10 protein-coding genes are annotated in these 18142 nt (G+C 67.6%); 5 read left to right on the top strand and 5 right to left on the bottom strand.

The genetic code is table 11. The features are described from left to right. Positions 1–39 precede the first annotated feature (39 nt). Both gltB and M0D43_RS11235 read right to left on the bottom strand, forming a co-directional pair. Positions 40–4512: a glutamate synthase large subunit gene (gene gltB / locus M0D43_RS11240; RefSeq protein ID WP_252164691.1), complete on the bottom strand. Its 4473-nt coding sequence runs from the start codon at positions 4510–4512 to the stop codon at positions 40–42. 202 nt (positions 4513–4714) lie between these two features. Continuing rightward, positions 4715–5095, bottom strand: coding sequence for an I78 family peptidase inhibitor (locus M0D43_RS11235; protein ID WP_252164690.1), 381 nt, complete (start codon positions 5093–5095; stop codon positions 4715–4717). A gap of 57 nt (positions 5096–5152) precedes the next feature. Between M0D43_RS11235 and M0D43_RS11230 the strand changes: the two genes are divergently transcribed. Next, on the top strand, positions 5153–6430 hold the full coding sequence (locus M0D43_RS11230) for a DNA topoisomerase IB (RefSeq protein ID WP_252164689.1): 1278 nt from the start codon (positions 5153–5155) through the stop codon (positions 6428–6430). Positions 6431–6635: 205 nt separating this feature from the next. Here the strand turns inward: M0D43_RS11230 and M0D43_RS11225 are convergent, their stop codons facing one another. Then, positions 6636–6980, bottom strand: coding sequence for a hypothetical protein (locus M0D43_RS11225; RefSeq protein ID WP_252164688.1), 345 nt, complete (start codon positions 6978–6980; stop codon positions 6636–6638). A gap of 476 nt (positions 6981–7456) precedes the next feature. Here M0D43_RS11225 and M0D43_RS11220 point away from each other — a divergent pair, with 476 nt between their 5' ends. After that, positions 7457–7579 carry a cupin domain-containing protein gene (locus M0D43_RS11220; protein ID WP_260807196.1) on the top strand — a complete coding sequence of 41 codons (123 nt, stop codon included), beginning with the start codon at positions 7457–7459 and terminating at the stop codon, positions 7577–7579. Positions 7580–7600: 21 nt separating this feature from the next. Further along, positions 7601–7807, top strand: coding sequence for a hypothetical protein (locus tag M0D43_RS11215; protein ID WP_252164686.1), 207 nt, complete (start codon positions 7601–7603; stop codon positions 7805–7807). Here the strand turns inward: M0D43_RS11215 and M0D43_RS11210 are convergent. Next, positions 7783–7998 (bottom strand): hypothetical protein, encoded by a 216-nt coding sequence (locus M0D43_RS11210; protein ID WP_252164685.1) that lies wholly within the window; start codon positions 7996–7998, stop codon positions 7783–7785. The genes M0D43_RS11215 and M0D43_RS11210 overlap by 25 nt on opposite strands. Next, a complete protein-coding gene (locus M0D43_RS11205) occupies positions 7995–16664 on the bottom strand; it encodes a glycoside hydrolase family 94 protein (RefSeq protein WP_425510667.1) in 8670 nt (2889 codons plus the stop codon). The genes M0D43_RS11210 and M0D43_RS11205 overlap by 4 nt, the downstream gene beginning before the upstream one ends. A 433-nt stretch (positions 16665–17097) precedes the next feature. Between M0D43_RS11205 and M0D43_RS11200 the strand changes: the two genes are divergently transcribed. Both M0D43_RS11200 and M0D43_RS22035 read left to right on the top strand, forming a co-directional pair. Next, complete coding sequence (locus M0D43_RS11200) at positions 17098–17661, top strand: penicillin acylase family protein (RefSeq protein ID WP_260808226.1); 564 nt, start codon at positions 17098–17100, stop codon at positions 17659–17661. 47 nt (positions 17662–17708) lie between these two features. Continuing rightward, positions 17709–17825, top strand: coding sequence for a hypothetical protein (locus M0D43_RS22035; RefSeq protein ID WP_286365603.1), 117 nt, complete (start codon positions 17709–17711; stop codon positions 17823–17825). The last annotated feature ends 317 nt before the right edge of the window (positions 17826–18142 follow it).

The following is an 18142-nucleotide window of genomic DNA, read 5'->3' as shown; positions in this document are numbered from 1 at the left end:
CCGGGCTTTTCACCATTCCCGATTCACCATTCCCGTCGCTCAGGCGGCACGCCTGAGCGACTCTGTCAGCGACTCGATGCTGGCGGCCTTGGGTTTGACCAGCCAGAACTTGCCGATGTAGTCGCGGAACTCGTCCAGGATCTGCTGCGCCCAGATGCTGCCGGTCAGCTCGCGGTGGCGGCTGATCAGGGTGTGCAGGTGCTGGCGATGGTTCTCGAAGCCTTCGGCAGAGACGCGGTGGATGTCGATCAATTCGTGGTTGTAGCGGTCCACGAAGTCGCGTTCGATATCCAGCACGTAGGCCAGGCCGCCGGTGAAGCCGGCGCCGAAGTTCAGGCCCACCTTGCCCAGCACCAGCACCACGCCGTCGGTCATGTATTCGCAGCAGTGGTCGCCGGCGCCTTCCACCACCGCCAGCGCGCCGGAGTTGCGCACCGCAAAGCGCTCGCCCGCCCGCCCGGCCGCGAACAGCTCGCCGCCGGTGGCGCCATACAGGCAGGTGTTGCCGACGATCGGCGTGCTGCGCGCCTCGAAGCGCGCACCGCGTGGCGGACGCACCACCAGCCGGCCGCCGGCCATGCCCTTGCCGACGTAGTCGTTGGCTTCGCCTTCCAGCTCCAGCTGCAGGCCACCGGCGTTGAACGCGCCGAAGCTCTGCCCGGCGGTGCCGCGGAAGCGCAGGTTCAACGGCGCATCGCTCATGCCGTGATTGCCGTGCACGCGCGCGATGGCGCCGGACAGGCGCGCGCCGATCGAGCGGTCGGTGTTGTGGATCAGGAAGCGATGGTCGCCGCCAGTCTTGTTGGCGATCGCATCGGCGAGCAGGCCGTCCATCTGCGTGGCCAGGCTGTCCGGCGATTCGTACAGGCGCTGGGCGGCGCAGTGGCTGCCGTCGTAGCGCGCGTGGGTAAGCAGGCGCGACAGGTCGACCTTGACCCCGGCGCGCGGAGCGACGTCCAGCTGCTCGAGCAGGTCGGTGCGGCCGACGATCTCGTCCAGCGAGCGCACGCCCAGGTAGGACAGCCACTGCCGCACTTCCTCGGCCAGCAGGCGGAAGAAATGCTCCACGCGCTCCGGCAGGCCGGTGAAGTAGTTCGCGCGCAGGCGCTCGTCCTGGGTGGCCACGCCGGTGGCGCAGTTGTTGAGGTGGCAGATGCGCAAATACTTGCAGCCCAGCACGATCATCGGCGCGGTGCCGAAGCCGAAGCTGTCGGCGCCCAGCAACGCGGCCTTGACCACGTCCAGCCCGGTCTTCAGGCCGCCGTCGGTCTGCAGGATGGTGCGCTCGCGCAGATCGTTGGCCACCAGCGCCTGGTGCGACTCGGCCACGCCCAGTTCCCACGGCACGCCGGCATAGCGGATCGAACTGACCGGGCTGGCGCCGGTGCCGCCGTCGTGGCCGGACACGGTGATCAGGTCGGCGCCGGCCTTGACCACGCCGGCGGCAATGGTGCCGACGCCGGCATGGGCCACCAGCTTCACCGACACCAGCGCGGTCGGGTTGACCTGCTTGAGGTCGTAGATCAGCTGGGCCAGATCCTCGATCGAATAGATGTCGTGGTGCGGCGGCGGGCTGATCAGACCGATGCCGGGCTTGGCGTAGCGCAGGCGGGCGATCAGCTCGTTGACCTTGTGGCCGGGCAGCTGGCCGCCTTCGCCGGGCTTGGCGCCCTGGGCGACCTTGATCTGCAGGACTTCGGCGTTGACCAGGTATTCCGGGGTCACGCCGAAGCGGCCCGAGGCCACCTGCTTGATCTTGGAGCGCTTCTCGGTGCCATAGCGGGCCGGGTCTTCGCCGCCTTCGCCGGAATTGCTGCGCCCGCCCAGGCGGTTCATCGCAATGGCCAGCGCTTCGTGCGCTTCGGGCGATAGCGCGCCCAGGCTGATCGCGGCGGTGTCGAAGCGACGCAACACATCTTCGGCCGGGGCGACCTCGTCCAACGGGGTCGGGGTGTCGGCGCGCTTGAGCTGGACCAGATCGCGCAGCGTGGAGGCCGGGCGCGAATGCACCGCGTCGACGTATTTCTGCCAGTCGCCGGCATCGCCGGTGCGGGTGGCGCGCTGCAGCGTCATGACCACGTCGGGGTTGTACATGTGGTACTCGCCGCCGTGCACGTACTTGAGCAGGCCACCCACTTCCGGCTTGAGCTGGTCGTTCCAGGCGCGCGCGGTGAGCTCGCGCGCCTCGGTGTCGAGCCGTGACAGGCCCACGCCGCCGATGCGTGCGGGCGTCTCGGCAAAGCACAGCTCCACCACGTCCGGGTCCAGCCCGACGATCTCGAACAACTGCGCGCCGCGGTAGCTGGCGATGGTGCAGATGCCCATCTTGGAGATGATCTTGGACAGGCCCTTGTAGATGCCCTTGCGATAGCGGCGGCCGATCTGCGACTGCTCGCCGCCCTTGCTCAGCTGCAGGATGCCGCGCCGGCCCAGGTCGAACAGCGTCTGGTAGGCCAGGTACGGATACACCGCGGTGGCGCCGAAGCCGAGCAGGCAGGCCATGTGGTGCGCATCGCGCGCGGTGCCGGTTTCGATGATCAGGTTGACGTCGCAGCGCAGGCCTACCTTGCACAGGTGGTGGTGCACCGCACCGGTGGCCAGCAGCGCATGCGCCATCGGCCGGTCCGGCACCGGGTAGCGGTCGGACAACAGCAGCATGACCGCGCCCGCGCGCGCGGCCGCTTCCACTTCCTGGCAGATGCGTTCCAGGCCGGCCTTGAGGCCTTCCTCCACGCTGTAGGACAGGTCGATCAGGCGGTTGCGCTCGACGTACTGCTCCATCTTCAGCAGCTGGCGCAGCTTACGCTGGCTGAGCACCGGCGAGTTGAGGATGACGTGGTTCACCGTCTCCGCACCGGCGTGGAAGATGTTGGTCTCCTTGCCGAGCTGGGTGGTGAGCGACATCGCGATGCCTTCGCGCAGCGGGTCGATCGGCGGGTTGGTGACCTGCGCGAAGGCCTGGCGGAAGTAGTCGTACAGCGGCCGGGTCTGGCGGCTGAGCACCGCCATCGGGGTGTCGTCGCCCATCGAGCCGGTGGCTTCCTGCTCGGTCTCGGCCAGCGGGCGCAGGATCTGCTCCACTTCCTCGGTGCTGAGCTGGAACAGCTTGTGGTAGCTGCGCAGGGTCTGCTCGCTGAAGGGTTCTTCCACCAGCGAGGGGTCGATCAGTTCGGTCTGCAGATAGGTCACGCCCTGCTGCAGCCATTGCTTGTACGGCGCGCGCGCACGGTTGATGCGGTCGATGGCGTCCGAGTCCAGCAGATCGCCGCGCTTGAGATCGATCGCCATCATCTCGCCCGGGCCCAGCTTGCCCTTGCGGGTGATGCGTTCGGCCGGCAGTTCCCACACGCCGGCCTCGGAGGCCACCAGGAAATGGCGGTCGGAGGTCAGCATCCAGCGCGCCGGGCGCAGGCCGTTGCGGTCGAGCATGCAGGCGGCATAGCGGCCGTCGCAGGCGACGATGCCGGCCGGGCCGTCCCATGGCTCGGTGTTGAGGCCGTAGAACTCGTAGAACGCGGCCAGGTCGGCGTCCTTGAACTCCAGCGATTGCGTGGCCGGCGGCACCAGGATGCGCAGCGCCTGCAGCAGGTCCATGCCACCGGCGATCAGCAGCTCGAGCATGTTGTCCAGGCTCTGCGAATCTGAGCCGTGCATGGAGATCACCGGGTCGAATTCGGCGATGTCGAAGCGCGGGGTCTGCCACACCTTGCTGCGCGCCTGCGCCCAGCGGCGGTTGCCCTCGATGGTGTTGATCTCGCCGTTGTGGGCGAGCAGGCGGAACGGATGCGCCAGCGGCCAGCGCGGCAGCGTGTTGGTGGAAAAGCGCTGGTGAAAGACGATCGCGCTGGAGGACAGGTCGCTGCGCTGCAGGTCTGGGTAGAACGTGCTCAGCTTGTCCGGCAGCACCATGCCCTTGTAGCTGATGCCGTTGGGCGAGAGCGTGGTGACGTAGAAGTTCTCCACCTCGCGCAACGCCTGCTCGGCGCGGCGGCGCGCCAGGAACAGCGCCAGGGTGAAGCCGTCCTCGCTCTGCTCGGCGCCGGCATCGACGAAGACCTGTTCGATGCGCGGCAAGGTGTCGCGTGCCAGCTGACCGCAGACGCTGTCGTCGGTGGGCACCACGCGCCAGCCGCGGAACTGCACGCCGGCACTGTGCAACTGGGTTTCCAGTTCGGTGCGACAGCGTGCGGCATCGGCTTCGTCCAGCGGCAGGAACACCACGCCGGCCGCGTAACGCGTGCCGAGCGTAATGCCTGCATCGCGTGCCAGCCCGCGCAGGAATGCATCGGGTTTGCGGATCAGCAACCCGCAGCCATCGCCGGTGAGGCCGTCGGCGGCGACACCGCCGCGATGGGTCATGCGCGAGAGCGCCGCAATCGCGGTGTCCACCAGCGAGCGGGAAGGTTGGTCGTCCAACTGCGCAACCATGCCAAAACCACAGGCGTCGCGTTCGTCGCGCGCGCTGTTGTAGAGACCGTCGTCGTTGAGCCCTTGGCGAGTGCGGGGGGCCATGTCTGCCTCTTTGCGATCTTGGGAGAGCGGCGACGACGTTGCACCGCTCGATCCGTGGAGCGTTCGAAGAGGTCACCGGATGATCGACTAGACCACAGTTGATGCGGTGCCGCAATACACCGTTACAGGTGCAACAAGAGCCGCTGCAATCCCTTGTGCCAGCAGGCTTGGCGCCGGTCTTGCGACAGGCGCCAATGCCGTATCAGCCGCAGCGCACCGAGGTGATCACGTTCTTGGCGTCCACCTCCAGATTGAGCCGTTCGCCATTGAATTCCATGGTGGTCATCTGGCCGGGTTTCAGCACGCGCACCGACTTGGCGGCGGCATCGCTGCGTGCCTGTTCGCTCACCGCATCGGTCAACGGCTGGCCCACCAGCGATTGCACCTGGGTGGCATCGCAGCTGCCGATGGGCGGCGCTTCCGGCGCTGCATCCGGCGCAGGGGCAGAGGCTTGTTCGGCCGCGTGCTGGGCCTTGGCGGTGACGGCTTCCTGCTCATCGGGTTGCGGTTTGTTGCAGGCAGTCAATGCAGTCAGCACAACCAGGGTGCAAGTCAGACGGGCAATAGGCAGAACAGCGCGCATCGATCACTCCAGCACATGGGGGATGCCAAAGCATAAGCACAAAGTCACACGACGGGCATGGCTTGCGCACACGGCGTTGTCGTTCCGTTGACGCAGCCTAGTCTTGCCGCGCTCAACAATCGCGGCCAGCCATTGGACCTCTGCGCAATGAAAGCCAAACGTGTTCTTCGCAATGCCGCAGCCACTGCCAGCAGTGTCGGAAAGCTTGCTGCGGAAGCCACCGGCGCCGCTGTCGCCACGGCCGCGGTGGCGAGCGTGGCGGCGGTGGCGCAGGCCAAGGCCACCGCGCGCGCGGCCGGGCTCACTTATGTCAACGATCAACAGCCCGGTATTAGCCGCCGCAAGGCCGGCAAGAGCTTCAGCTACCGCGATGCCGATGGACAACGCGTCGGCGATGCCGACACCTTGCAACGCATCCGTTCGCTGGCGATTCCGCCGGCGTATACCGAGGTGTGGATCTGTGCAAAGCCCAATGGGCATCTGCAGGCCACCGGGCGCGACGCACGGCGGCGCAAGCAATACCGCTATCACGCCGATTGGGCGCAGGTGCGTGGCCAGGGCAAGTTCGAACGCGTGATCGCCTTCGGTACCGCGTTGCCCAAACTGCGGCGTCGGTTGCGTCGCGACCTGGTGCTGCCAGGATTTCCGCGCGAGAAGGTGTTGGCGATGGTGGTGGCATTGCTGGCCGACACCTTGGTGCGCGTGGGAAATGCCGAATATGCGCGCAGTAATCGCTCGTATGGGCTGACCACGCTACGCAACCGGCACATGGAATTTCTGAAAGGCGGCCGCGCGCGGCTCAAATTCCGCGGCAAAAGCGGCCAGGACCACGACATCGAAGTGGACGATAAGCAGCTGGTCAAACTGATCCGGCAGTGCCAGCAATTGCCCGGGCAATCCTTGTTCCAGTACCGCGACGACGATGGCCAGTTGCAGCCGGTGGATTCGGGCCAGGTCAACGATTATCTGCGCGAGGCCATGGGCGAGGACTTCACTGCCAAGGATTTCCGCACCTGGGGCGGCACCTTGGCTGCATTGCAGCGGCTAGCGCGCTTGCCGTTACCCGAACGCAGCAGCGAACGCGCGCTGACGCAGGTGCAGAACGATGTCATCCGCGAAGTGGCCGACGCCTTGGGCAACACGCCCTCGGTGTGCCGCAAAGCCTACATCGACCCGTGCGTCTTCGAAGGCTGGCGTGCGGGCCAGCTCCAGGCGATGGCCACCGGTGTGCGCGGCGAGCGCCAATGGGAAGCCGCCACGCTGAAGTTCTTGACCGCATCGCGTAGCAAGCTCAAGGCACAGGCAACGCCCGCGTCGAAGCGGAAGTCAGCGTAAGTGTGGCTGCCAAGACGACCGCGCTCGCTACCAGGTGAGCATGGCCGCTGCTTGGTGCGGCATGTGCTGCGCACGCCGGGCACCGTCCACTCCCAGCTACGACGACGCGATACGTCTTGTCAGCCACTGCGAATCGCAGATCCGGGAGCCAGAAAGCCGCAGTGCTTTACCGAACTCCGAATGCCCAATCCCGAATCTCCACCAATCACCCGCAATAAATCGCGGTGATGCTGTTGTACGGGCCGGTTTCGATGGTGAGCTGATCGCCGCCGCTTTCGCTGGCGCCCTGTGCCGGGTCGGCCAGGCCGCTGGCGGTCGTGCCGCCGGTGGCGCGCTCGCCGCGGCGCACGATGACCTGCTGGCTGTCGCTATCGACGCGTGCACGCTCCACCGTCTGCGCCGCTGCGGCCAGACCCACGGTGCCGCGGACCTTGTCGATATGGCACTGGCCGGAGATCGCGCCGTCGATGGGTTGCACCTGCGCCACCTGGTTGGAGGCACAGGCCGAGAGCAACAGGACGGCAGCGAGCGGGGCGAGGATGCGGATCATCGGAGATCTCCAGCGGAAGAATGGCGCAAGCGTGAAGAATCCGTTGTTGGCATGGCATGAAGGCTGTCCGCCGGGGGGGCACCTGCAACGCAGGGCTGTTCGCGCTGGATTGGTGGCCGGGGCGACCAGTGTCTGGATCAGCGAGCGAACGCCCCCAGGCAGCGCTGCCGCCCCGAGCGGGCACGCAGTGCAAGCGGTACGCGGCCGCTGTTGCGGTCGCGCGTGCCGGGGCAAGTCATGCGGCATGGATTGCTTCAATTTTTGGACGACTGCACTACAAATCTTCCGGCTAGTCGAATGGGTGCCTCTCTACTTCCTGGACCTGTTCACCGTGAAACCGTCCGCAGGAGCGGCACCGATGGCCATGCGTCCGCATTCGGGCATCGCCACCCTGACCTGCCTGATGGAAGGCGAAGTCGGCGACGAAGACAGCACCGGCAAGCAGGACACGCTGCCCACCCGGCGGGGTGGAATGGATGCGTGCCGGCAATGGCGTCTGGCACGACGGCGTGCCGGTGGGCCAGGCATCGGCCAAGGGCTCCCAGCTGTGGGTCGCACTGCCGGCGGCCGAGGAAAACGCCCCGGCGCAGAGCCTGTAACTGTCGCCGGAGGATGCGCCGGTGGCTGGCCCGGTGCGCGTGCTGCCGGGTCGCTACGGCACGCTGGAAAGCAAGATCCCGGCACCGGCCGACATGACCTACCCGAGCGTGCAGTTGCGCGACGGCGAGATCTGGCGCTATGTGCCGCCGGCCGGCCACAGCGTGGCCTGGATCGCGGTGCATGGCGGCCAGCTGGAAGCGGATTACTGCGTGCGCGTCAGCCCATGACGGTGCAGCAACTGCCGCAAGCGACGTTGCACGCGTTGCAGGTCCGCCTCGGCCGCCGCGTCGACAATGCTGTTGGCCAAGGCATCGAACTGCGGCCAGAACTGGCTGGGGTCGCGTACCCGCTGCGGCCAGACCGACAACATTCTGCCCAGGTCGGACAGCTGATGGTTGGTGCGTGTGCGCATGCTCATGTCGCGTCTCCCGGCCAGTCCAGAGCAACAGCGTGGACCGCGCCGTCATCGATCAGGGTGAAGGCAAGCTCGGCCTGCGCCACGCCGTCGATCTCCAGCCGTGCCTCGCTCCCTGGGCGCTGGGTGACGTCGATGACGTAGGTGCTGGCGCCGAAGCGATAACGCAGCTGATACCCAGGCCAGTCGGCCGGGATGCACGGCACGATGTGCATACGGCTGCCATGCCGTTGCAGACCGAGCAGCGATTCGGTCAGCAGCCGGTACATCCAGCCGGCCGCGCCGGTGTACCAGCTCCAGCCGCCGCGGCCGGCGTGCGGCGCCACCGCATAGACATCGGCCGCCAGCACATAGGGCTCGGCCTTGTAACGCTGCGCTGCGTCGGCATCCAGGGCGTGGTGGATCGGGTTGATCATTCCGGCCAGTTGCCAGGCGCGCGCGCTGTCGCCGAGGTGGGCGAAGGCCATCGCCGCCCACACCGCCGCATGCGTGTACTGGCCGCCGTTCTCGCGCACGCCGGGCACGTAGCCACGGATATAGCCCGGGTCGTGGCCGGTGCGATCGAACGGCGGCATCAGCAGTTTGACGATGCCCGCATCGGCATCGACCAGGTGCTGGTGCATGGCCTCCATCGCCTGCGCGCTGCGCGCCGGGTCAACCGCCCCGGACAGCACCGACCAGCTCTGCGACAGCGAATCGATGCGGCATTCGTCGGAACGGTGCGAGCCCAGCGCGGTGCCGTCGTCGAACCAGGCGCGCCGGTACCACTGCCCATCCCAGGCATGCTGTTCCAGTGCCACCCGCAAGGCCTGCGCATGCGTGCGGCAGCTCGCAGCGAAGGTCGTATCGTCGCGCTGCATGGCCACGGCCGAAAAGCGCAGCAGGGTGTCGTAGAGGAAGAAGCCCAGCCAGACGCTTTCGCCCTTGCCGTCCTTGCCGACCCGGTTCATGCCGTCGTTCCAGTCGCCGCTACCGATCAGCGGCAGGCCGCGCTCGCCCAGCCGCGCCATGCCGCGCTGCAGGGCGAGCACGCCATGTGCGTACAGCGACTGCACGTTGCCGGTGAGGTGGGGCAGGTCGTAATAGGATTCCTCGTCGGGCTTGAGCGCGCGCCCGTCGATGAAACCGACAAGTTCGTCGAGCACGCCGGTGTCGGCGGTGGTGTCCAGATAGCGGCACATCGCCTGCGGCAACCACAGGAAGTCGTCCGAGCACTGCGTGCGCACGCCACGGTCTTGCGGCGGGTGCCACCAATGCTGCACATCGCCCTGCACGAATTGATGCGCGGCACTGCGCAACAGGTGCGCGCGGCTGAGCGCAGGTTGCGCGTGCACCATCGCCATGCTGTCCTGCAACTGATCGCGGAAGCCGAACGCGCCACCGGACTGGTAGTAGCCGCTGCGTGCCAGGAAGCGGCAGGCGATGGTCTGGTAGAGCAGCCAGCCATTGGCGAGCAGATCCACGGCAGGGTCGGGCGTGCGCACCTGCACGCTGCCCAGCACCTGTTCCCAGTGCCTGCGCACGGCCAGCAATGCGGCCTGCGCGGTGGCTACGCCGCGGCTGCTGCGCGCCAGCTCCAGCGCCGCGTCGTGACTGCAGGCCGCACCCAGCCGGAACACCGTTTCAAAGCTCTGCTCGGCCGCCAGCGTCAGCGGGACCTGGATCGCCGCGCAGGGGTCCAGGCCGGGCCCCACGCGCCCGGACAACCGCTGCCGGGCGAGCGCGGCCGGTGCGGCCAGGCTGCCATTGCGGCCGATGAATTCGCTGCGGTCGGCGGTGATGCTGCGGCTGGGCGCATCGGCATCGAAGAACGCCACGCGCCCGTCGAACTCGGTGTTGTACGGGTTGCGCGCGGTCAGCACGCTGCTGCCCAGGTCGACCTCGCTGACCACATGCAGCTGCGAGCGTGCGCGGATGTCGCCGAGCACCCATTCCACATAGCCGGTCACGCTGAGACGGCGCGGGCGCCCGGACAGGTTCTTCAGCCGCAGGTGGCTGAACTTGATCGGCCGTTGCGCATCGACGAAGACCCACAACTCGCTGCCGATGCCGTGTCCGGTATGGCTGTAGACGCTGTAGCCGAAGCCGTGGCGCACCGTGTAGCGACCGCTGCCGCGGCACGGCAGCGCCATTGGCGACCACACTTGCCCGGTGTCTTCGTCGCGCAGATAGAACGCTTCGCCGGAGCTATCGCCGACCGGGTCGTTATGCCACGGCGTCAGCCGGAACTCGTGCGCGTTCTCGGCCCAGCTGTAGCCGGCGCTGCTGTCGCTGACCACGCTGCCGAACTGCGCATTGGCCAGCACGTTGCACCACGGTGCCGGCGTGGGCATGCCCTCGTCCAGGGTGATGCGGTACTCGCGGCCGTCGGCGGCGAACGCGCCCAGGCCGTTATCGAACAGCAGCGCTTCGTCGGATGCGGCCTGCAGGGTGAGGTCCAGATAGGCGGCGTGCGTGCTGGCCGCCGCGTCGGCGCCGTCCAGCTGCTGGACCGGTTCCAGCAGCGGGGGATGCGCGCGTGCGCTGGGGTGGCGCTGCAGTTGCGCGTCCAGCGTGCCGTTGGCATCGCTGAGGATCGCGCGCGCCACGGTCTGCAGCAGCACGCGGTCTTCCTGCGAAATGTGTTCGATGGCGCGCACGAAGATGCCGCCGGGGCGGTCGAGGACATTGGCTTCGGGGTCGGCGGCGATCAGTCCCAGGATGGCGTCCTGCAACTGTTGGCGATAGCCGGCCTGGCTTTCGTTCCAGATCACCAGATCCGCGCGCAGGCCTTTCAGGCGCCAGTACGCGTGCGCCTGCACTAGCTGGCGCGCCAGGTCGAGATTGTCCGGGTCGGTGATGCGCAACAGCACGATCGGCAGATCGCCGGAGATGGCATGACTCCACAGCGCCGACTGGCCGCGATGGTTGTGCAGCAGCACCTCGTGATCGGCGCGCAGTTGCGGGTCGACGAACAGCACGCGCGCGGCCAGCCGCTCGTAGAGCATCGCGTCTTCCAGCGAGGCGTCGATCTGCCGGCGCGTGACCTGGCTCTGGGTCAGCGCCAGATCGAACACCCGATCGGCCAGACGGCGGTCGCGGTACTTGTCGATCAACGCGGTGCAGGCCTCGCGTTGCGTCCCGACGCCGTAGACCATGTCCACCTGCGCCTGCTGATCGGGCGCCAGCGAAATACGGCAGCGGATCGCCACGATCGGGTCCAGCACCGAGCCGGCCGCGCCGGACAGGCTGGCGTGCGCGTGCAAGGCAAGCGGATTGCGGGTGCTGCGCCCGCGCCCGACGAAGGCGGCGCGATCGGTCTCGTACGAAATCGTCGCCACGTCGGCATCGTGCACGGCCACCAGATGCAGCATCCACGGTTGCGCCTCGTCATGTCCGCGCGGGCGCCGTGTACAGAGCAGCGCCTGTTTGTCGGCCAGGATCTCGGTCTGCACGAACAGGTTGCTGAAGGCCGGGTGCGCCTCGTCGGCCTGCGCCGGCGCCAGCACCACTTCGGCGTAGGTGGTGATCTCGATGACCCGCGTCTGCCGCGAACGGTTGCGGATGCGCAGCCGGCGCAACTCCACGTCGTCCTCGGCGGAGATGGCGATTTCCAGATGGCTGTCGTAGCGCTGGTGGCTGCCCTTGAACTCGGCTTTGGCGTCGGAAAAGATCGCTTCGTAGCGCTCCACCGGCACGCAGGTGGGTTGATGCGCGGCCGACCACACCGCGCCGCTGTCCACATCGCGCAGATAGCAGAAGGTGCCCCAGTGGTCGCGGGTACCGTCTTCGCGCCAGCGGGTGACCGCCATGTCGCGCGCGCGGCTGTAGCCGCCACCGGCCGAGGTCAGCATGCCGTGGTAACGCCCGTTGGAGAGCAGTTGCAACGCCGGCTGCGGCAGATTCGGGTCGCGATGGATGCGCAAGGCCATGCCCGCCTCGGTGGGAACCGGGCGCTCTGCGGCCTGGGCCAATCCCTTGACGTAGACGCCGGCACGCGGCGCGCGCTCCTGCAACAGCAGCAGCGTGGCCTGGAATTGCGGATCGGCGACAAAGCGCTGTTGCATCGGCGCATTGCGCAACACGTGATCCAGTGCCAGCAGCGCCATGCCCTGATGGTGCGACATGAACGAGCGGACCACGGCGTGCTGTTCGCCACGCGGCACCCGCGACGGGGTGTAGTCGATCGCCTCGTACAGACCGAAGCGGCCGCCGAATCCCAGTGCCTGCAATTGCTGCAGATTGCGGCATGCTGCATCCGGATCGACCATCAAGGCCATCGCGCTGGCATACGGGGCGATCACCAGATCCTGGCCCAGGCCGCGCTTGAGCCCGAGCCCGGGCACACCGAAGGCGCGGTATTGATAATTGCGCCGCGTATCGACCGTGTTGTAGCCCGATTCGGACACGCCCCAGGGCACATCGCGCGCGGCGCCATAGCGGATCTGCGCCTGCACCGCGCCGCGCATCGAGCGGTTCAGCAGCGTCTGCGGATAGCTGGGCATCACCAGGTCGGGCATCAGGTACTCGAACATCGAGCCGCTCCACGACAGCAGCGTCGGCTCGGTGCCGGTATCGGTCAGCGTGCGCCCGAGCGCGAACCAGCTCTCCTGCGGCAGCTTGCCCTGGGCGATGGCCACGAAGATCCCCAAGCGGGCCTCGGAGGCCAGCAGATCGTAATGGCCGCTGTCCAGGCGACGGTCGTCGACGTTGTAGCCGATCGACAACAACTGCGGACCGCGGTTGTAGAGGAAGTCGTAATCCATCTGCGCCAGCTGCCCGGCGCGATGCGCAAGCCGATGCAGCTCCTGCACGCGGTTGGCGGCCCAGCTCTGCACGGTCGGTGCGTGGCCGGCGGCCGCCAGCTGCCGCAGCGTGGCGCCCATGGCGCCGGTCGTCTCCGCCGCGTGCGGAGCGGTGTCGGCCAGCGCCGGTGCGCAGTGGCCCAACTCGGCCAGGGCGGCCTTGCAACTGCTGACCAGCCGCTGCGGCCACGGTTCTTCGTCGTCGCCGCTGACCGGCATCAGCGCCAGGATCCGTTGGCTTTGCGCCAGCAGCAGGCGCAGCGCCGTGTCGGCCTGGGGCAGGCTTGGCGCGGGCTGGCTGCAAAGGCCCTGCACGCCCTGCGACATCGTCTCCAGCGCACCCAGCGCATCGGCGGTGGCATGGCGTGTCCTGGCTTGCGCTGCCAGCACACTCAAGGTGTCGGCCAGCCCGTCGAACACCGCCATCGAGACCGCCGGCGCATCCTCCAGCGCCAGCAGCGCCTGCCGCAGCGTCAGCAGATGTCCGGCCAGATTGCCGCTGTCCACGGTGGAGACATAGCGTGGCAGCAGCGGCGACAGCGTTTCGGTGTCGTACCAGTTGTAGAAATGGCCGCGATGGCGCGGCAGCGATTCCAGCGTGGTCAGCGTATCGGCCACGCGGGTCATGACGCCGGCCACCGTCAGGTAGCCCAGATCGTAGGCGGCCACGTTGGCCAGCAGGCCCAGTCCGATGTTGGTCGGCGAGGTCCGGTTGGCCACCACCGTGACCGGATACTCCTGCACGTTGTCCGGCGGCAGCCAATGATGCTGCGCGGTGCAATGCGTTTCGAAGAACGCCCAGGTGCGCCGCGACAATCCGCCGAGGAAAGCGCGCTGCTCCTGCGACAACTGCGCGATCGGGGCAGCGGGCTGCCCGCCCAGCCAGGCCATCAGCCAGGGCGCGCCCATCCACGCCACACCAAGCGGCAATGCCGCCCACAAGGCCGATGGCGACCACCACGCCACCGCCGCGACCGTCAGCGCTGCGCCGCAGGCGGCGCCGGCCATCAGGCCATGTTCGGCATTGCCGCTGCGCGCGCTGCGTTCCACTTCGCTGGACGGCGCCCACTGCAACAGATGGCGATGGGTGATCGCCATGCGCACCAGCGTGCGGGCAATGGCCGCCAGTTGCAGTCCCGCCTCGAACGGCAGGCAGGCCAGCACCACGCCGGTGCGCAGCAGGTGCTGACGCAGTGCCATACCCACCTGGCGTGCGTGATGGTGCAGCCCCAGGCCCTCGGGCGGATGCGCCAGCGCATACAGCGCCGAACACAGTCCGGGCGCCAGCCACAGCACCAGCAGCCACGCCGTCCAGCGCAGCGGCGTGGGCGAACCCAACCAGCCGATCAACAACAGACCCAATGCGGCCGGTGCCACCAGGCTGCGGCGCAGGTTGTCCAGCAGCTTGCCGCGCGACAGCCACGACAACCGGTTGCGCGCGCGCTTGCCGCCGCGATCGGGCACCCACGGCAGCAGCCACGGCAACAGCTGCCAGTCGCCGCGCACCCAGCGCGCGCGGCGCTTGGCATCGGTGGCATAGCGTTGCGGATGACGCTCGTACAGGCGCACGTCGCTGAGCAACCCGGCGCGCACATAGCAGCCTTCCAGCAAGTCGTGGCTGAGCACGCGGTTATCGGGGAAGCGGCCGGCCAGCACCTGTTCGAAGGTCGCCACCGCATAGATGCCCTTGCCGATGAACGAGCCTTCGCCGAACAGGTCCTGATACACGTCCGATACCACACGCGTGTACGGGTCGATGCCTGGTTCGATCCCGAACATGCGCGCAAAGCGCGATTCGCCGCCCTCGCTCATGCCGGTGCCCAGGCCGGGCTGCAGGATGCCGTAGCCGGCTTCCACGATCTGACCGGAGGCATCCATGCGCGGCATGTTCAACGGATGCGACATCGCCCCGACCAGGGCACGTGCCGCATCCCTGGGCAAATGGGTGTCGCTGTCCAGCGTGATCACATAGCGCACGCCCACCAGGACGGCGACATCGCCCTGCACCTGCAGGAAGTCGCTGGCTGCCTGCAGCGGCGCATCGTCGGCGCACAGCAGGCGGTTGAGCGCTTCGAGCTTGCCGCGCTTGCGCTCGGCGCCCATCCAGCAGCCTTCGCCCGCGTTCCATTGGCGGGCGCGGTGCAGCAGGAAGAACCGATCGCCGTGCGCGTCGGCATACGCCGCGTTGAGCCGGTCGATGTGCTGCGCCGCATGCGCCACCAGCGCCATGTCCGCTGGCAACAGCGCCTGCGCCGCATCGAGGAAATCGGTGAGCAGGGCGAAATACAGCTGCGCATCGCGGTTGGCCAGGTAATGCACCTCCAACGCGCCGACCAGCTCGTCGATGGCATCGGTACCGGCCAGCATGCTCGGCATCACCACCAGCGTGCGGCAATCGGGCGCAATCCCCAGGCGCAGGTCCATGCGCGGCAACGGACGCGGGCGCACCCACAGCGTCGCCACCCAGTTGACCAGGGCGATCCCCAACTCGCTGGCCGCCAGCAGCGCGATGCCGGCGGTGATCCACCACAGCGCCGGCGGCAATGCACTGGCCCACTGCAGCAAGACGCCGGTCCACAGTGCCGTAATCGTCGCGATCGGCAACAGATACGCCGGCAGCGCAACGCGGCGCACGCGCGGGCGCGGTGACGTCGGCACTGCGGGCGTGTCCGCATCGCGCAACGCGGCACGCAACAGGGGCAATCCCGCATCCACCAGGTAGTAGCCCACGTGCGCGGCCACCTGCTCAGCCGAGTGCGGGTGCGCGCTCAATCGCAGCACGGTGTCGGCCACGGCCGGTTCGTCGCGCTCCATGCGGTGGGCCAGGTCTTCGACCACATGCCGGTACGCGTCGCGGGTCTGGAAATCCATGCGCGCGTAGACCGCCGCCGGATCCTTGCGCAGGGTCTGCTCGACCACGCTCATGGTTTCGACGAACTCGCGCCAGTCCATTTCGTCCAGAAAGCGCAGGCTGCCGATGCTGTTGCCGATCGAGACTTGGTCGGCCGCCTGGCGCTGGCTTTCGGCATGCACCATTCCTTCGACGCTGTGGCCTTCGCTTGCCAGCCACTGCTCCACCCAGGCGCTGGCCATCGACAACACCGGGCCGCGGCCCTGGATGCCGCGCGTCAGTTCGGCGACGAACGCACCGGTGGCCGGTGGCTGCGAGCGCGCCATGTCGGCCACCACCACCACCACATCCTTGGGCTGCGCGGCGGCCGTGGTGTTGAGCACTGCGGCCCAATGCGCAGCCAGAGCCGTATCGCGCCCGTCGTGCATGATGCCGTCGGCAACGCGGCGCAGGTTGTCGATCAAGGCCAGCCGCAACACGATCGGAACGGCCCACAGTTCGCCGAGCTTGAGCGGTGCCACCTGTTGATAGGCCGCGATGAAACGACTCAGCGTGATCGCATCCACGCGCCCATCGCCATGCGCCACGACCTGCAAACCCAACTCGTAGACACGCGGCAGACCGATGGAGCTCGGCGTGCGCAGGCGTGGCAACTGGCGGCTGTAACCCGGCGGAAGATGCTGGCGCGCAAGGCGTATCTGCTCTTGCACCAGATAATCGTTATCCAGCAGCCATTCGCCGGCAGGGTGCAGCCGCACGCCAGCGGCGGCCATCTCGTTCAGGCGCGATGCCGCACTTTCGAGCGCGCGTTGGTTGGACTTGAGTCCCGACAACAACAGCTCGCGTGCCGGACCGGTGTAGAGCGTGTGCGTCGTTGCCAGCGCGCGCGCCAGCAGTTCCATCTGCTCGTCGCCGAGCAATGCAGCGCCCGGCACGGCAGGATCCCGAGCCGGCTGCGGCTGCGGCGATGGTGCTGGTTGGGTAATCGATTGCCACCAGAGAGAGAACGCAGACGCTTTCCGCTTTGGCGGCATGGAGACATTGCCTGTGCAGCATCAGTGCTGCTAGAACCACGATCATGCGCGCTCGCGCTACCGCGCATGTGAAGGCAGCACGCCAAGTTGCTGCAGGCGATGCATGCGTAACGCGCGATGCAATGGCATATCGGCTGTCGATGGCTGCGCCTGCGACGCTTGGCAGCGTGCGAATGCGCACGTCCAGCATGCGATCAAGCCGACGCGACAGTCCTGCGGGCGTGTGCATGCAACGCAATGCACGGCACCCACACAGCAGCGCAGGCGTAGGCGCCGCCAGCATGATTCGCTTGATGCGTCGTGCCTTCTGCAATCTGTATGCGCACATGTCGCCAATGCGGAACCCTGCAGGGTTGTCTGTGTCACTGCGCAGACGTGCGGCATCGTCCTTTTGCAGTCACGAGGCGTCATCCATGCTCCACACGACAGACCGGTGGTGCTGTGCCTGCTGCTGATCAGCCTGAGCCGGCATGGCAATGCCGCGCCATCGTCATCGCCGTCGCAATCGTCCATGACAGTGGTCGGGCTGGAGCAGCCGGCGCAGATTCGCGTCGATCATTGGGGCGTGGCGCACAGCGACGCGCGCCCCGATGGCGACGCGTCCTTCGTGCAAGGCTTCAATGTCGCGCGCGCTCGCCTGTTCCAGCTGGTTCTGCTGCGCCGTAACAGGCTTGGCCTGTGGCCGACGCGTTCGGGCCGGCCTACCTCGCCCAGGATCGCGCCTGGCGGCCGAGAAGCCGCTGCAGAAGGCAGCAACAACTGGGTGATCGCCCCGCATGAATCGGCCACCGGTCATGCGGGGCTGGCGGACGATCCGCACCGCGCCTATACCGTGCCCAGCCTGCGCTATTTCGGGCATCTGACCAGCCCCGGGGGCGACATCATCGGGGCCGGCGAGCCCATCGCGCCGGAGATCGCAATCGGCCACAACCGCACCAGCGCCTTCGGCCTGACCATCTTCAACAGCGACCAGGAAGATCTTTCGTCTACCGTGTGAATCCAGCCGGCCACGCGTCCTAGTGGTATCAAGGCCACTGGGAGCCGATGTGGACGCAGCGCGACTCCATTGCCGTGCGCGATGGCAAGCCGGTTGAGGGGGAGCTGCAATTCACCCGGCATGGGCGAGTGATCCATGCCGATGCGGACAAGCACATCGCCTAGGCCATTGCCTTGGTCTGGAGTCAGCCCGGAACGGCGCCGTATCTGGGGGCGCTGCGGTATCTGCGCAGCGCATCGTTCGAGCAGTTTCGGCAGGCCCGACGCCGCGGCGCTGATGGACGCGGCAGAGCATCCGGGCGCTGCGTTCGGATCCGAGCCTGTCGCAGGCCGCGATGCGGTGGCAGGGAAGATGGCTACGGTCGCCGCAGTCTTCGGCAGCGGGTAGACTGAGGCGGTCGCCAAAGGGAGCATGGAATGGGCCGATGCCAGTCGTCATATCCAGCTATCGATAGACGGCCAAGGGCGCAGCGCGCACCGGA

Source organism: Xanthomonas prunicola (assembly GCF_025266575.1).
GTDB lineage: Bacteria > Pseudomonadota > Gammaproteobacteria > Xanthomonadales > Xanthomonadaceae > Xanthomonas > Xanthomonas prunicola.
The sequence above is the reverse complement of the archived record's forward strand: the minus strand, read 5'-3'. Positions and strand labels throughout refer to the sequence as shown.

Coding starts and splice junctions, on each gene's coding strand:
- gltB (WP_252164691.1), bottom strand. CDS start 4,512: ATGGCCCCCCGCACTCGCCAAGGGCTCAACGACGACGGTCTCTACAAC.
- M0D43_RS11235 (WP_252164690.1), bottom strand. CDS start 5,095: ATGCGCGCTGTTCTGCCTATTGCCCGTCTGACTTGCACCCTGGTTGTG.
- M0D43_RS11230 (WP_252164689.1), top strand. CDS start 5,153: ATGGCTTGCGCACACGGCGTTGTCGTTCCGTTGACGCAGCCTAGTCTT.
- M0D43_RS11225 (WP_252164688.1), bottom strand. CDS start 6,980: ATGATCCGCATCCTCGCCCCGCTCGCTGCCGTCCTGTTGCTCTCGGCC.
- M0D43_RS11220 (WP_260807196.1), top strand. CDS start 7,457: ATGCGTGCCGGCAATGGCGTCTGGCACGACGGCGTGCCGGTGGGCCAG.
- M0D43_RS11210 (WP_252164685.1), bottom strand. CDS start 7,998: ATGAGCATGCGCACACGCACCAACCATCAGCTGTCCGACCTGGGCAGA.
- M0D43_RS11205 (WP_425510667.1), bottom strand. CDS start 16,664: ATGCCGCCAAAGCGGAAAGCGTCTGCGTTCTCTCTCTGGTGGCAATCG.
- M0D43_RS22035 (WP_286365603.1), top strand. CDS start 17,709: ATGTGGACGCAGCGCGACTCCATTGCCGTGCGCGATGGCAAGCCGGTT.